Annotated in this window: 13 protein-coding genes and 1 pseudogene; 4 read left to right on the top strand and 10 right to left on the bottom strand. The window is 53.3% G+C overall.

Translation table 11 applies throughout. The features are described 5' to 3' along the window. The first annotated feature begins 7 nt into the window (after positions 1 to 7). Both WEB54_RS08930 and WEB54_RS08925 read left to right on the top strand, forming a co-directional pair. A complete protein-coding gene (locus WEB54_RS08930) occupies positions 8 to 844 on the top strand; it encodes a S1 RNA-binding domain-containing protein (protein ID WP_368055169.1) in 837 nt (278 codons plus the stop codon). Positions 845 to 1,128: 284 nt separating this feature from the next. Next, positions 1,129 to 1,353, top strand: a complete 225-nt coding sequence (locus tag WEB54_RS08925) for a hypothetical protein (RefSeq protein WP_368053410.1) — start codon at positions 1,129 to 1,131, stop codon at positions 1,351 to 1,353. Positions 1,354 to 1,447: 94 nt separating this feature from the next. Here the strand turns inward: WEB54_RS08925 and WEB54_RS08920 are convergent, their stop codons facing one another. Both WEB54_RS08920 and WEB54_RS08915 read right to left on the bottom strand, forming a co-directional pair. After that, positions 1,448 to 2,485, bottom strand: coding sequence for a DUF2235 domain-containing protein (locus WEB54_RS08920; protein ID WP_368055167.1), 1,038 nt, complete (start codon positions 2,483 to 2,485; stop codon positions 1,448 to 1,450). 344 nt (positions 2,486 to 2,829) lie between these two features. Next, a complete protein-coding gene (locus WEB54_RS08915; protein ID WP_368055166.1) occupies positions 2,830 to 5,547 on the bottom strand; it encodes a cation-transporting P-type ATPase in 2,718 nt (905 codons plus the stop codon). 251 nt (positions 5,548 to 5,798) lie between these two features. Here WEB54_RS08915 and WEB54_RS08910 point away from each other — a divergent pair, with 251 nt between their 5' ends. After that, complete coding sequence (locus WEB54_RS08910; RefSeq protein ID WP_368055164.1) at positions 5,799 to 7,202, top strand: MBL fold metallo-hydrolase RNA specificity domain-containing protein; 1,404 nt, start codon at positions 5,799 to 5,801, stop codon at positions 7,200 to 7,202. A gap of 212 nt (positions 7,203 to 7,414) precedes the next feature. Here the strand turns inward: WEB54_RS08910 and WEB54_RS08905 are convergent, their stop codons facing one another. From WEB54_RS08905 to WEB54_RS08880, 6 genes are all read right to left on the bottom strand, one after another. Beyond that, on the bottom strand, positions 7,415 to 8,044 hold the full coding sequence (locus WEB54_RS08905; protein WP_368055162.1) for a dihydrofolate reductase family protein: 630 nt from the start codon (positions 8,042 to 8,044) through the stop codon (positions 7,415 to 7,417). Positions 8,045 to 8,194: 150 nt separating this feature from the next. Then, positions 8,195 to 10,039 carry a cation:proton antiporter gene (locus WEB54_RS08900; RefSeq protein ID WP_368055160.1) on the bottom strand — a complete coding sequence of 615 codons (1,845 nt, stop codon included), beginning with the start codon at positions 10,037 to 10,039 and terminating at the stop codon, positions 8,195 to 8,197. 172 nt (positions 10,040 to 10,211) lie between these two features. Then, positions 10,212 to 11,015 (bottom strand): phosphotransferase family protein, encoded by an 804-nt coding sequence (locus tag WEB54_RS08895; protein ID WP_368055159.1) that lies wholly within the window; start codon positions 11,013 to 11,015, stop codon positions 10,212 to 10,214. A 338-nt stretch (positions 11,016 to 11,353) separates the two neighbouring features. Further along, a complete protein-coding gene (locus WEB54_RS08890) occupies positions 11,354 to 11,755 on the bottom strand; it encodes an SRPBCC family protein (RefSeq protein ID WP_368055157.1) in 402 nt (133 codons plus the stop codon). 120 nt (positions 11,756 to 11,875) lie between these two features. Beyond that, positions 11,876 to 12,292: an ankyrin repeat domain-containing protein gene (locus tag WEB54_RS08885; RefSeq protein WP_368055156.1), complete on the bottom strand. Its 417-nt coding sequence runs from the start codon at positions 12,290 to 12,292 to the stop codon at positions 11,876 to 11,878. Between the two features lie 273 nt (positions 12,293 to 12,565). After that, on the bottom strand, positions 12,566 to 12,970 hold the full coding sequence (locus WEB54_RS08880; RefSeq protein ID WP_368055155.1) for an SgcJ/EcaC family oxidoreductase: 405 nt from the start codon (positions 12,968 to 12,970) through the stop codon (positions 12,566 to 12,568). 189 nt (positions 12,971 to 13,159) lie between these two features. Here WEB54_RS08880 and WEB54_RS08875 point away from each other — a divergent pair. Then, positions 13,160 to 13,372 (top strand): annotated as a pseudogene (locus WEB54_RS08875) (transposase); the annotation flags it as partial. A gap of 484 nt (positions 13,373 to 13,856) precedes the next feature. On the opposite strand, the gene WEB54_RS08870 reads toward WEB54_RS08875, so the two are convergent. Both WEB54_RS08870 and WEB54_RS08865 read right to left on the bottom strand, forming a co-directional pair. Beyond that, positions 13,857 to 14,144: a helix-turn-helix domain-containing protein gene (locus tag WEB54_RS08870; RefSeq protein ID WP_368055153.1), complete on the bottom strand. Its 288-nt coding sequence runs from the start codon at positions 14,142 to 14,144 to the stop codon at positions 13,857 to 13,859. Beyond that, positions 14,137 to 14,448 (bottom strand): transcriptional regulator, encoded by a 312-nt coding sequence (locus tag WEB54_RS08865; RefSeq protein ID WP_368055192.1) that lies wholly within the window; start codon positions 14,446 to 14,448, stop codon positions 14,137 to 14,139. The genes WEB54_RS08870 and WEB54_RS08865 overlap by 8 nt, the downstream gene beginning before the upstream one ends. Positions 14,449 to 15,040: the final 592 nt, after the last annotated feature.

Below are 15,040 nucleotides of genomic sequence, written 5' to 3'. Positions count from 1 at the left end.
TCCCACCATGGCACAAATCGGTACTTTTACGTCAATGGAAGTCGTCTCACTGGCGGATTTCGGCGTCTTCCTCGACGGCGGAAACCTTGGTTCCATTCTATTGCCGAAAAAGCAGTGCCCTGAGAACGTCAACGTGGGCGAATTCGTCAACGCCTTTATCTACCTCGACTCTGAAGACCGGCTGATTGCTACGCGCATCAAACCGAAAGCCGAAGTGGGCCAGTGTGCCTTGCTCGACGTTAAAGAACTCACCTCTTTCGGCGCCTTTCTGGACTGGGGTTTGCCAAAAGACCTGCTGGTGCCGTTCAGCGAACAACGCAAACCGATGGAAGCCGGGCAGAAGCATGTGGTCTATCTGTTCGTCGATAACCTGACGCAACGCATCACCGGCAGCGCCAAGCTGAGCAATTTTCTGGCGGAAGAAACCGACGCCTACCGGGTCAATGACCCGGTCGACCTGCTCATCGCCGGGCGCACCGACCTCGGTTACCGCGCGGTTGTCGATCAGCGTTACCTCGGCATGGTCTTTAACGAAGACGTTCTGCAGCCACTGAGTATTGGCCAGAAAATAAAAGGCTACGTTAAAACCGTTCGCGACGATCACAAGATCGACCTGATGTTACAACTGCAGGGCCACGAAGCCCGGGTCGACATTGCTGATCGAATTTTAAAGGAACTGACTGCCAACAATGGCGTACTCGCGCTTTCTGATCGCTCCAGCCCAGAGGCTATCTATAAAGTCTTTCAGGTCAGCAAGGGTAATTTCAAGAAAGCCATAGGCCGACTGTTAAAGCAGAATAAAATCAGCCAGGAAGCCGATCGCATTGTATTACGCTCCGACTAATAGTCGGGGCTTGGCTAGGCATAGAGCAACGCGCACTCATGGTCACCCGTGAAGGCGTGCAGCCGGTCGAGGGCAAATACCGGATTGCCTGTAAGCCCTGGCCTAGCAGCTCTGAGTGAACTGCACTCAGTGGATTGAAGAGCCAGATGAATTCATTTCATCCATGGCTCAAAAATTGATCGTTTGTGAGATACCGGAGCGCACTCTATTGTGATTGCAACAGGTCGGGAAAGCAGTGAGTACTTCACCGACCAACATGATTCAATCATACAGGAGACACCCTTATGTTTATTAATCCGGCCGTTCTTACCAACTCTGGCCATAGCGATCAGATACTTGAGCAAACCCGCTGGGGCACGGTGTGTGACGCGGAGGTAGCATTCCACATCCGCAATGCGGAGCGCATGCGCTCGGAAGCCTTCCGTACTGTAGCGAAGCAATTTGCCCAGTGGCTGCACCGCAGCACGCGCCGGGTATTCAGCGCACCGTCTTTCGTGCGTCATGCCTGAATACCGGCTCGCTAGCCGATTTGTTAACCTAAACCGAACGTCAGGCTGACCGCCTTTTTCAAGCGCCAGCCTGACCCTTCAGGCTACTGCCTTCTCACTCACCCACGTCAAGATGGTCCCAACCATGCCGGTCAACCAGCTCACTTAATTGTTTGGGCCGATAACTGCTGTCTGCCAGATAACGCGCCTTAACACTGGGGTGAATTCGGGTCGGTTTGTCTTTAACGATCAGGGGCCGATGCAGCGGTGTCTTGAACCGATAGACATGTTTGCGGGACCGGTGCAACTGACCGCGAATGCCATCGGTCAGGTTGCTTATCAGATGTGCCTCTACTTTCAAGCCGGCCGTATCGGCTTCTTTGATCATCCAGGCCAGCGGCGCATCGGACGCCATAAAACCGGTGTGTTTATCGGGTGGGTAGGAACCCCCGACATCGGAATGCACACCGGCAAACCAAACCTGTTTCAGATCCACACCGGGTCTAGGTGTCCACACCGTCGGCTCAAAATCTTCCCTCTGTTCATCAATGGCCAGTGCGTGCCGCGCGAAGGTGACGTTGGAACCCATCTTGGTATCGTAAAATTCATCATGACTTTCGAGCAGCCCCATAAGACTGAACGGAATACCCAACGCACCAACGGTATCCCAAACACCAACAAAATGAATATCGCACGACGCGTGCGAGTGGTCTTTCCGGAACGCCTGTGCGTTAGCCCCGTTTGGATGGTTTTTAGCCAGCGGGCTTTTATACACCTTCCAGGCCTCGGCGATCAGCGGGGCAGATGCTCTTTTAAGAATGCCACAGTTATTGATCAGCCCGCTTAATGCCCGAACCGTATAGGCGCCGCGGCTGAAGCCAAACAGATAAATATGGTCGCCCGGGTCGTAATTCTGAACAATGTAGCGATAGCCATCGAGAATGTTTTTGTGAATGCCGCGGCCGGTAGCGCCAGCGGAGATACTGTTATGGTAGGAGCCCAAACCCCAGTCGTAGAAGACATGCTGTCGGTCGTTTCCCTGGCCGGGTTTGATGGCCCGGGCGAGTCTTAACACATTGCTGGGGAAATCTTTTTCAAGGTCTTCTTCCGGACGGTTCCAGGTTCCGTCCGCACACACGATGATGTTCGCCATGGCGTAGCCTCCTTATATTAGCGGTGGGCGGTAACAAACGAACCAGTTTTGAGCCCTGTACGGCCATCAGCGACAACAAACGTCCCTTTACCTAGTCGATTTCGGGAGTACGAAAGCGCATTACTGCCCAGGCTAGCAAGAGTTTCGCAAAGAAAGAAGTCGTGGGGGTATTTGGGTTGGGCGCGTCATCCGGCAGTACAACGCCTGTGGGGCGGCTGCGGTTCATGGTCCGGATTTGAAGCTGAGGCAGGCTACTGGCTGGCCAGAGGCCGCCGTACATGCTTAGCCAGCGGCCATTGGTGATATCCACGAAGGAATACTGAATATTTCGATCTGCTGGATCTTTAAGGCAAGCGGAGCCGCTCCAGCCTCAGTTGGATCTGTTGGATGATCTCGATGATTGCGAACGATACCAGACCTACAGCGATGATCAGAACGCCATCCAGTAACGGCACGCTTTCGGTACTGAAAACGCGCTGTAGTGGCGGCAGGTAGGTGATGGCGAGTTGGGCCACAGTGACCGCGATGACGGTGCTCCATACAACACGAGTGCCGCGTATCGCCGTCCAGTTGACGGACGTTCCGTACAGGGTACGCACAAAGAAAAGATGGAAGATTTCCATTACCACCAGAGTGTTCATGGCCATGGTCTGGGCCAGCACGACCGAATACGAGCGATCGATAGCGTAAGTATAGATGCTGAATACCCCTGCCAGGAAAACCAGGGACACCAGGATGATGCGCCAGCCAAAATTGCCGGTCAGCAGGGAGGCGTTGATCGGGCGCGGCGGGCGTTGCATCGTATTCGGCTCGGTTGGTTCGAAAGCCAGGGCCAGACCCAGGGTAATGGCTGTGATCAGGTTGATCCACAGAATCTGTATGGGGGTGATCGGCAGGTTCAGACCCAGCAGCAAGGCTACGATGATGATCATCGCTTCGCCGGCATTGGTTGGCAGGGTCCAGGTGATCACTTTCTTGATGTTGTCGTAAACCGTGCGGCCTTCACGTACCGCCGCGACGATAGAGGCGAAGTTATCGTCGGCCAGCACCAACTCGGCCGCTTCTCGCGCCGCCTCGCTGCCTTTCAGGCCCATGGCGATGCCAGCATCGGCGCGTTTCAGCGCGGGTGCGTCGTTGACTCCATCGCCGGTCATCGCCACCGTCATGCCGTGCGATTGCAACGCGATCACCAGCCTGAGTTTATGTTCCGGACTGGTGCGGGCGAAAATGTCCGTTTCCAAGGTAGCGGCCGCCAACGCGGCATCGTCGAGGGAGTCGATCTCGGTGCCCGTCAGGGCGGTATTCGGATTGATCAGCCCGATTTGCCGGCCGATGGCCATGGCGGTTGCTCGATGGTCGCCCGTGATCATCTTGACCCGGATGCCGGCTGTGTGGCATTCACGAATCGCCTCTACCGCTTCCGGGCGGGGTGGGTCCATCAGGCCAACCAGGCCAACCAGCACCAGGTGGTTGGCCAGATCAGCCGTTTCCAGAACAGTATGATGCGTTGGTACAGACCGCGTGGCGATGGCCAGAACACGCTGCCCCCGCGTGGCGATCCGATCACCCAGATTGTGCCAGTAGTCGCGATCCAGGGGTCTGAGTTCGCCGTCGTCACCCAGTTGCAATTCACACAGGGCCAGCACCTGTTCGGGCGCTCCTTTCACACTGATCAGCGCATGGCCCTGATGGTCGTGGTTCAGTGTGGCCATGTAGCGATGTCGGGCGTCGAACGCAATGGCATCGGTACGCGCCCAACTTGCCCCGAGCTCGGCTGCATCGACCAGCACCTTGCCCGCCAGGGCCAGCAGGGCGCCCTCCATCGGGTCGCCTTCAATGGCCCATTCTTTTTCCCGGTGGGCCAGGTGGGCGTCGTTGCACAACACCGCCGCTTTGCTCAGCGTTGTCAGCGTGGGGGAGGAATCCGCCTTGATGACGCTGTCTCCGAGCCGGATGCTGCCTAGCGGTTCGTAACCGACGCCGTCGACCTCGTAGCAGTGCTCTCCACTGGCGAGCGTGGCCACCATCATTTCATTGCGAGTCAGGGTGCCGGTCTTGTCCGTACAAATGACCGAGACCGACCCCAGCGTTTCGATGGCGGGCAATCGCCGAACAATGGTGTTGCGTCGGGCCATTGACTGAACGCCAACGGCCAGGGTGATGGTTAATACGGCCGGCAGGCCCTCCGGTATGGCCGCCACGGACAAACCGACCACGGCCAGAAAGAGCGAATCGAAACCGAGGTGTGTGACGAAATAGCCGTAAGCCAGCAGCAACAGGGCGATCAACAGAATCAGGAGGGAGAGCCAGCGCGCGAACTCGTTCATCTGGCGCACCAGTGGCGTGGTCAGCATTTCGACGCGGGACAGCAGGCTGCTGATCCGGCCGATCTCGGTATCGCCAGCCGTCGCGATGACCACACCCCGACCGGTGCCCGCGGTGACCATGGTGCCGCTGTAGGCCATGTTGGTACGATCGCCCAGCGAGGCTACGGCCGTAGTCGGCCGGGTTTGCTTGTCTACAGGCAGGGATTCTCCGGTAAGTATGGCCTCCTGAATCTGCAAGCCATGAGCATTCAGCAATCGCAAATCGGCGGGTACCTTGTCACCTGCTTCCAGCAATACGATGTCACCGGGCACCAGGTCTTCAACCAGCAGGGTTGTGCGTTGACCTCCCCGTAGCACCGAGGTGTGGGCGGCGAGGAGGTCGCGAATCGCGTTCATTGCTTTTTCCGCCTTGCCCTCCTGGATAAAACCGATCAAAGCGTTGGCCAGCACCACGGCCAGAATGACCAGCGTATCGACATAGTGGCCGAGGCCGGCGGTGATGGCGGCCGACAGTAACAAGACGTAAATCAGGATGTTGTGGAAATGGCGTAGGAAGCGCAGCAACGGGTTGACCCCGGCTGCCTCGGGCAGTTTGTTGGGGCCGTGCAGACGCAAACGTTCGGCCGCCACGAATTCGGTTAAGCCATCGGCGCGGGCATCGAGCTGCCTGAGCACTGCTTCGATCGTCAATTCATGCCAGGCCGGGCAGCCGTTGGGTTCAGGCGCTGTAGTCATGTGTTCGGTCCCTGCGATGGGGTAAGCCAGATCTATAAGATACGACTGTGCGTTCTCAGTTCCCGGAAACCACACTGGTCCGATAAAGCTTAGCATTGTCGATGAGCTCAATATGGATGCAGATCAATGTGAAATGACAAAAATAAGCTTCACATTGACTTTTCCCTGGTTTGTTACGGGCCAGCAGAAATCCACCAGATATTAGCTCAATGTCAGCTAGACTGAGTTATCTCGGTCTATAGGGTCTTACTATGGCTACTGTCCAGTTTCTGGGTGCCGCGCAGGAAGTCACCGGCTCCTGCCATCATGTCGGGATTCCCGGTATCGGCCGGATTCTGCTCGATTGCGGCATGCATCAGGGCGGCGATGCCGTCGACCGGCTCGGCAATGAAACGTTCGATTTTGACGCCCCAGGCATCGATGCTCTCGTCCTGTCACACGCCCATATGGACCATTCCGGCCTGTTGCCCATCCTGGTAAGAAACGGCTTCCGCGGGCCGATTCTCTGCACACGGGAAACCGCCGAACTGTTGCCGATCATGCTGGAGGATGCCGCCGGTCTCTACGAGAGAGATCTGGAGCGCAAGAATCGGCAGCTCATTCGCAAAGGCAAACCACCCATCGAACCTCTGTATACCCGGGAAGACCTGCAAACCGTATATTCGCTATGCCTGGGCATTGAGTATCAGGAAACCTATCCGTTGCTACCCGGCCTTGATGTCACTTTGTTCGATGCCGGTCACATCCTCGGTTCCGCCATCGTTCAGTTGCAGTTTACCGAACGCAACCAAACCAAGAAGCTGGTGTTTAGCGGTGACCTCGGCAAGAAAGACACACCGCTGATGAACGATCCGATTCATCTATCCGACGCCAGCATCGTTCTTATGGAAAGCACCTACGGCGATCGGAACCATCGCTCAATGCCCGACTCAATCAAGCAACTGGAGCAGGTACTCAGTGAAACCTGGGCGCAAGGCGGCAATGTACTGATTCCGGCGTTCGCCGTGGGCCGGACGCAAGAGGTCCTGTATCATCTCGGTGCCATGCATCAGCGCGGGACGCTGGATGGCTGGCAAATATATCTGGACACACCCATGGGTCACAAAGTCACTCAAGTCTATGACCATTGGCTTCACACCCTCGATTGCGACGGCGTCGACGAACTGTGCGATACAGACACAACCTTCCTCAAAGACTTTCTGCCCAGGCTATCGGTTACCTCCACTACAGACGAATCGATGGCGATCAACCGGATTAAAAGCGGTGCGCTAATCATCGCTGGCAGTGGTATGTGTACCGGTGGCCGAATACGTCACCACTTTAAAAACAGAATATGGGACCGCAAAACAACCGTTATTTTCTGTGGTTATCAGGCCCAGGGAACACTGGGTCGGCTGCTGGTGGACGGCCTGAAAACCATTAAAATGTTTGGCGATGAATTTGTGGTCAATGCCCGCATAGAAACAATCGGCGGCTTTTCGGCACACGCCGGACAACAGGAATTGCTAGATTGGGCCGCCGGTTTCACCAGCAAGCCTGACTTCTATTTAGTGCACGGTGAACCCAAAGCTCAGGATACTTTGGCAAGCAAGCTTTGGGAGGAACACGGCATTAAAGCAACCATTCCAAAGCAAGGCCAGACGGTGGTTTTCTGACAGCCTGATAGGCTGGTTAGGGAGTGCTTTTACTTTACCCTCTCACTTTTTTGAACCGGAGCACCGGCCCTGCCTTTGGTGTGGCAAGAATCCAGTCTTCTGTGATGCATCTTGAGATGCTGCCGACATCATTGGAGACCATAGCCCGATAAAACCGGCCTTCGAGCTCAGCGAGGAACTGTAGTATGTCTGTCGTGATCATAGGGGTACTATTACTGACGGACATAGCGCAAGTGTGTGGCATCCGGGCCATCAAGAACCGTGTCAATGCGAAACTTTGGCCCGGGCTCGCTTAGATTCTCGAAGAGACGCCGGCCACCACTGAACAGCACGGGGGCCAGGGCAATTTCCAGCTCGTCCATAGCATCCAGACTCAGGTATTGCTGAATCACATCTGCGCCACCTGAGATGCGTATGTCACGCTTATCCGCCGCCTCCCGAGCCAGCGCCAGCGCGCGCTCCGGACCTTCATTGATGAAGTAAAACGTCGTTCCGCCAGGGCGCACCCATGGGTCTCGTTTCTCGTGGGTAAGAACGTATACCGGCGTGTGAAACGGAGCTTCCTCTGGCCAACTAACTTCGCCCTGGTCGAACATACGCTTACCCATGATGTTGGCGCCGGTGCGCTCAAAAGTGTACCGAACCATGTCGTTGACTTGACCAGTCTCGCCCCCCGGGCCGAATTTAAGCTTCTCGCGCATGTACTGTTGATTGAGAAGCCAGGTCATTAGCGCTCCCCACTTCTCGCCCCAATTCTTATGCCCGGGATCTTCCATGGTCATCCCTTCGGGGGCCATGTAGCCATCGAGACTAAGCCCAATGTTAACGAATACGTTGCTCATGTTGATCTACTCTGCCTGCTGCTTCGATTCTACATACCGGCCGAAATTGTCCGAAATGGACTGTCCGCCTGTGAACACTCTATAGTCGGGCGGAGACCGGGAGATTCGACATCAGTGTAGGTTACTGCCTGGCAACAAGGTAATAGCCTGTTATTCACTGAACTCATCAGGCTTGGATGGCATCTCACCGGGCTGTTGGTGCAGTATCTCGTCAGCTTCGGTATTCAAAGAGGTTGCCGGATGATCCGGTGCCTTAAGTGGCTCTGGCTGCAAGTTGCTGTGCAAAAAGTCGACACCCGCGTCAACGCCCTGCAAACGCTGCAGCTCCAGGCGCTTGAGGTCGCGCTGGCGTACATCGTGCTCTGTTCGTCTGGCCTGCTCATGGGGCACGCCCAGCGCTTCGAGCATGCCTCTCCCGGCGGTAATGGCTGACTCAAAGGTTTCGCGCACCTGATGGTCGACGCCTGCTTTCATCAACGCCAATGCATGCCCGCGATCATAAGCCCTGGCATGTAGCTGAACCTCTGGGAAAGCACTTCGAATCATGGTTACCGCAGCGAGTGCTTCTGTGGGGTCATCGATACACACCATAATCAGTTTCGCCTGTTCGGCACCGGCGGCCCGAAGCATATCGAGATTCAGGCCATGCCCGTAATAGACTTTAAAACCAAACCGCGCCGCCGCACGAATGCGCTCGGGCCGGAAATCGATAAGGGTTGTTTCAATATCTTCGGCCAGCAGCAACTGTGAGGCAATTTGCCCAAACCGGCCGAACCCGATCACCAGCGCTGAACCCCGGGCATTGCCGAAGTCCTCTTCGGGTGTTTCTTCCCGCTGATCCAGAGTTTTAATCCAGCGCTCTGCCAATACCGCCAGAGGAGGCGACGCCACCATCGACAACGCCGCCAGGGCAATCAGAATATTCGTCGTCTGTGCATCGATCAGACCCTGCCCGGCCACCAGCGGCACCAGAACAAAGGCAAACTCACCGGCCGCAGACAGCAACAGCCCAAAACGCAGGGACTCGGGCCAGGATGAACCCGAAAAATGAGCCACCAGCGTTGCCACGGTAACCTTGATGACCAGGTAAGCCACCAGCAAGGTCACAACCAGAAGTATGTTGTTCCAGACATCGGCCAGGTTGATCAGCATGCCAATGCTCATAAAAAACAGAGCCAGCAACAACCCACGAAAAGGTTCGACGTCCGCTCGCAGCTGGTGGCGATAGGATGATCCGGCCAGCATGACACCGGCCAAAAAGGCCCCCAGGGCCATTGAAAGACCGGCGTAGCTTGCCGCCAGGGATGCGAAGATCACAACCAGCAAGGCGGCTGCGGTCATCACCTCGCGCGCGCCTCCTGTCGCCAGCCACCTGAAAACATGATCAAGCACATAACGACCAACTAGAATAATGCCACCGACGACACCGATCGCCAGCAGGGTATCCCCTATAGCTGACCCGGTTCGGCTTACTGTGCCGGTACCGACTAAAAACAGGGGGATCAACGCCAGTATGGGCACGGTCAGCATGTCTTGCGTGAGCAACACGGCGAAGCTCTTTTGACCGTACGGGCGAGACATATCCCCCCGTTCATCCAGCAGTTGTAAGGCAATGGCCGTACCCGACAACGCGAAGGCAAACCCCACGATAATGACCGCGGCGATCGACAGCCCAAATAACCAGGCCACGAAGCCCAATACCAGCGCCGTGAGCCAAACCTGTCCATTCCCTACAAAAAGAATATCGCGTTTCATCGCAACCAGTCGGGACAACCGGGTATCCAGACCGATCACAAACAGCAATAACACCACGCCGAGTTGAGCGACGTCCATCACCGATTCAGCATCTCTGAATACGCGAAGCCCGTAAGGACCAATCAGAATTCCGGCGAACAGGTAACCGACAGCAGTACCGAAACCAAGCCGTTTAAACAGGGTGGGAGCAAGAACTGCAGCGACAAGAAAGGCGATGCCTTCAAAAACAAGGTTGTTCACGAATGGCTATTCCGTATAGAAAGATGTGCAAGCATAGTCGCAGAAGCAAGGGAGGTGAATATGAATATAGACACCCGGAATCAAATAGCACGGTATTATATCTATCCCGGAACCAGCATCATTGGTCTGAATGCAATATCAATGACTCTGACTCGAATGGTTCGAGTACAGTTCAACTTTCCACGTATGCCAGATGTTTACTTAACCAGCACCCAAACTGTTGGTTAAACCAGTCCATATACTTGGTAGCCTGCGCATTCTCTCGATCATGAAGAATGTTCACCACTTCAATGACCAGCCAGGCAATGGCTACCAGCACTTGTTGACGAAGTTCCGCTAAATTGAAAGTAGGCGTTTTCCGCTCCCTGAGATAGCGGTCACAATAATGATCAATAACCTCAACCGGTGGCAATCCTGGGATCATCGGTGCAAGGTCCATCGCTGGCGATGCCTTGCCAAATCGCTCCCAGTCAAACAGCACCAGCTCCCCATTTGACCGTCTTCCCCAATTGAACACATTGGTATCGCCGGAAACCGGACCCATGGGCGCAAACAAAGCTTGCTGGCGTTCAAAGTAGGAAGGGATAGCACGTGTAATAATATATTGTTGATTAGCTGTGAAACGGGCGATAGCTCGTTCAGTGTCCTCGGCTGACCAATTGAATTGAAACAGCTGTGAGTCATCCAATTGAATTTCAGCTTCATGCAGATTCGACAGGCACTTCATAAAATCTGAGCTACTGGTTTCATCTTTATCGACAGCGTTGGGTATGTATTCAATCCACAATTCATAATCCGACGGTGAGGCCAATAATTCAGGCGCAGAGATAGCGCAAGCTCCAGACTGAGTTAGCACTTCCCGGTAAAAGTACCCTTCTGTTAGATTAACTGGTTCTTTACGGATCGCCGTCATGCCATTGAACTCAGCTATTTCAACCTTAGCCAGCCCCATCATTTTTAGATCGTTGTTGGACATTCATACCCTCTGACTGTGGAACCTAGTATTTTTTCAGAACCTGCTGAGGTAATGGTGCGCCTGAATTTCAAAAAAACCACTCAATTATCCGTAAAAATCCCGGTTCACTTTGATAGATAGCTCATAGTTGAGCACTACCCATTCAAACTGTGGTCGCTTTCTTAGTGAGTCAGTATGATGCATGTCCATTGAGACGCTCGCCTGTATCCGGTTTCTGCAAAAGATACCGTTATTTCCGCTTGTTGGGGCTACCCTCGGCAGAATATGCCAGGCAGCAAGTGGAGATTAAACAATCCTCATTACGTCAGTCTGCTCAGGGCTCGTGATTTTGCCTCCATTCAGGAGCCTCCTTCGAGAAGCTCTTTCAACGCTCGGAGATCTTTGGAAACGGCTTGCGCATCGTCCGCGAATTGATCTTCAGATACCCCAGGCTGCTGCAATAAGGTAAATATTAATTCGCTTCCATTACCGTTCGGAACGACCCGCATAGGGTTATGAACTACTACGCCAGAATCAAGTTCGACATCATGATCCATGACACCAAATTCATTAGCTTCCGCAAACCTGATCCTCGCCTTTCCGAATGGGGCTTCAGCAACCCATGCATCCCCATCTTTTTTAACCTCAGATCTAGCCAAACCTGCTGCCCAGCTCGGCAGATTTTCAGGTTTGGAGGCAAACGCATAAACATCTTTCGGGGTGCGGTTTATGTAGGTGCTGATATGTTTAACAGCATTCATCGTAAAAAATCCTCTTATTCAGCCATGCGCGGGACTCAGGCTTGCTGATTGCGTGAACCCAGATTTTACCTACGCTAACTCTGCCGGAGCTATCAATAACGGAGATGCTGACTGGCCTTGTCAAGCATGACCATCATCTGCGAATACTCGCTCTAATCCGCCTTTGATAGTGTTAGCCATGTCCGACGGGCTGCGACCATGCATGTTTTTACGTGTAGCATTTGCTCCAGATTTTAGTAATGCCACCACACATGAAAAGTTGCCTTTGGCGTTCATCGTGGCTGTCCATAGCGGCCCATTTCCATGGGAATCTAAAAGATTCGGGTCGGCATTATTCGCAAGCGCTACCTCTACGGCGTCAATGTTGCAGGCCTGTGCGTAGAAATGAAGGGGACACCAGCCATTGTCATCCTGACGGTTTATATCAGTGCCTGAATCAATCATCAGTTGAATGACATTGGCATCTTTAGCGTAATGAATCTCTGACCGTCCATATTCATCGACTCCCTGCCTTTTCTCAGGAACTTCACTTACCATTCCACCCCCTATAAGCTTAACGCCAGCCAGCATGCGCGACTGCGGAATGAAGGAATGATGGCGAAGCCGCAATGTAGTAGACGTCGCCGTGACTGTGATTGTTACCCCAAAAAATACTGGTCTTGAAAGCTGAAATTAGCAGACCGATTCCGCCAATAATAAATATTTCGAGACCGACGTAAAAAATCGCGTCACTCACTCTGTATTCCTTTTTAGTTCTAACGGCGCGAGCTTGCGAGCGTCCGTCCGTAGGGAGCGAATTTGATGATCTTGTTAAGTGGCATCTCCAGATTCCTGTACTGGGACCAGAAGATTTGCATCCCGGTACAATAGCCAGCGACCGTTTTTTTTTGTAAGCACAGTGAGAGTATTACCTGCCCGGATCATTTGAGGCGTTCCTTCGGATTTTACTTTGACGGTTAAATGACTCAGCATGAACGCCCATTCGCCCGCAACGGTGATCTCGAGTACTTCACTCTCACCATCTATTTCCATTGATCCGGTCTCCTGAGCATTTGTAGCTGACGCGAATGCTCCTTTCCCAAAAGGAGGTTGGCCAGCAACAATAAAAGTAGCATCGTCTGCCATCAAACTGAGTACTGTGTCAGAATCACCTTCTTTCGTTGCCTTCATCCACTTCGCAACAAGCTCACAAATTTCATCTTTATCACTTTGCATAAAATACCTCCTTGCCACTTAACGCCGCCAGCACACGCGGCTTTGCAGTGGTGAACTTGCACCACTTTCACCGACACTGTGCCTGGCCTTGTCAGCATAAGTTGGACACCCATCACAACACTTGACCCAGCACATACCATCCAGTAGTTTATACAGCAATTCAAATACGAGCCGTCAGGGTTAGACACTATGCCACGTTCAAGGAAATCACAAATCGCCCTGGAGGCCACTCCTTACTACCACTGCACCTCCCGATGCGTGCGCCGAGCCTTCTTGTGTGGCCGTGACGAGCATTCCGGCAATGACTACGAACATCGGCGCGGCTGGATTGAAAACCGGATAATCGAGCTGGCCAAGGTATATGCACTCGATGTTTGTGCCTATGCCATCATGTCAAACCATTACCAATGAAGAAGTTGGCCGGCAAGCCAACGCGGAAACATCACACATATCCTTTCGCCGATTCTCGAACGCCTTAATATCGATTCCGAGCACTGGGTCTATAACACTCAGCACTTTGAAAGCCAGTTTAAAGGGTTGGTCGGCACTGCAATCTCGATTAAAGCAAAGTGTCAGCAGTTCCGGTTACCGTCGAACTCTTGGATTATCATTGGCTACGCAACTGACTTAGCCAAACCTTCCCGCAATATTCGATTCACAGGGTCGCCTGAGACAGTGGCGTGCCTGAATTTCGAAATGATCACTCAATTATTCGTAAAAATCCCGATCCACTTTAATAGGTAGCGCCTTGTTGAGTACTACCCATTCAAAATGTGATTGCTTTCTTAGTGAGTCAGTAAGATGTATGTCTATGGAGGTCGTGACACTATTGGTCGGGCATCCGGTGCATTGCCTGATTATAGCGCCTGACTGCAATCCACTTTAGTCAGTGAAGCTCATTAAAAACTTCCGGGTGTTGTTCTGCAATGCGCAAAAGTGCGACCGCTGGTCCCTGTGGCTCCCTACGCCCCTGCTCCCAATCCTGAAGGGTTCGCACGCTCACCCCCATAAGACCGGCAAACGCTGATTGTGACATATTCAATTTCAGCCTGATTATTTTGGGCGGTGATGGCTCTGAAAGCTCATGTGTTCGCAGAGCCAATTTGCCTTTCTTGAACTGCTTTATTTCGTTGATACCGTCAAGAATCTCTGCCCCAAGGTTTCTGTCACCCATTTTTGATTGCCTCCGCTATCTGCCTGAGCGTATGGCCAGGAATACTGGCGCGCTCTGATTTACTGTACAGCGTGAGCATCCATATCTCATGGTCAGATTTTTTCCAGTAGTAAATTGCTCTGATACCACCGCTCTTTCCCGAATCCGCTGATGCCCATCGAACTTTTCGAACACCGCCCGAGCCCGTGATCAAATCACCAACATCCGGCTTCTGCAAAAGATAGGTTTGAAGCCCACGGTATTCCTCATCCGTGAGGTAGTTAGGTAATAGCTTGGTAAACGATGAAGTTTCGATGAATAGCATTGCCAAAACATACGGCATAGCCGTATAAAAATCAAGTATGAAATAGTGATTTGTAACGCCCGCCCTGACAGTCTGCCTGACCTGTGTTGACCTGAACCCTATCTGGGCCTGCATGGCCGAAACACCGGAAGCTAAGAGTACACCTCGGCCAAGCAGCGAATCGATACCGCCAAAGAAGACCCGGAAGCCACCGAACCCAAACAGCCAACACCGTTATTTCCATTTGTTGGCTACCCCCAGCAAGATATGCCAGAAGGCTTGCCCTTTCGGCTGCAAGACTACCTGAAACTGCTTGACTGGACCGGCGGTCGACAAATTCGTAGCGATAAACGCGGTAGCATCAGAAAGGCTCTTCCACCCATTCTCGAGCGCCTTAATATCGATGCTGAGCATTGGATCTATAACACTCAGCACTTTGAAAGCCAGTTTAAAGGGTTGGTCGGCACTGCAATCTCGATTAAAGCAAAGTGTCAGCAGTTCCGGTTACCGTCGAACTCTTGGATTATCATTGGCTACGCAACTGACTTAGCCAAACCTTCCCGCAATATTCGATTCACAGGGTCGCCTGAGACAGTGGCGTGCCTGAATTTCG

Origin of the sequence: Saccharospirillum sp. (genome assembly GCF_040881935.1) — a bacterium.
Lineage (GTDB): Bacteria > Pseudomonadota > Gammaproteobacteria > Pseudomonadales > Natronospirillaceae > Saccharospirillum.
The sequence above is the reverse complement of the archived record's forward strand: the minus strand, read 5'-3'. Positions and strand labels throughout refer to the sequence as shown.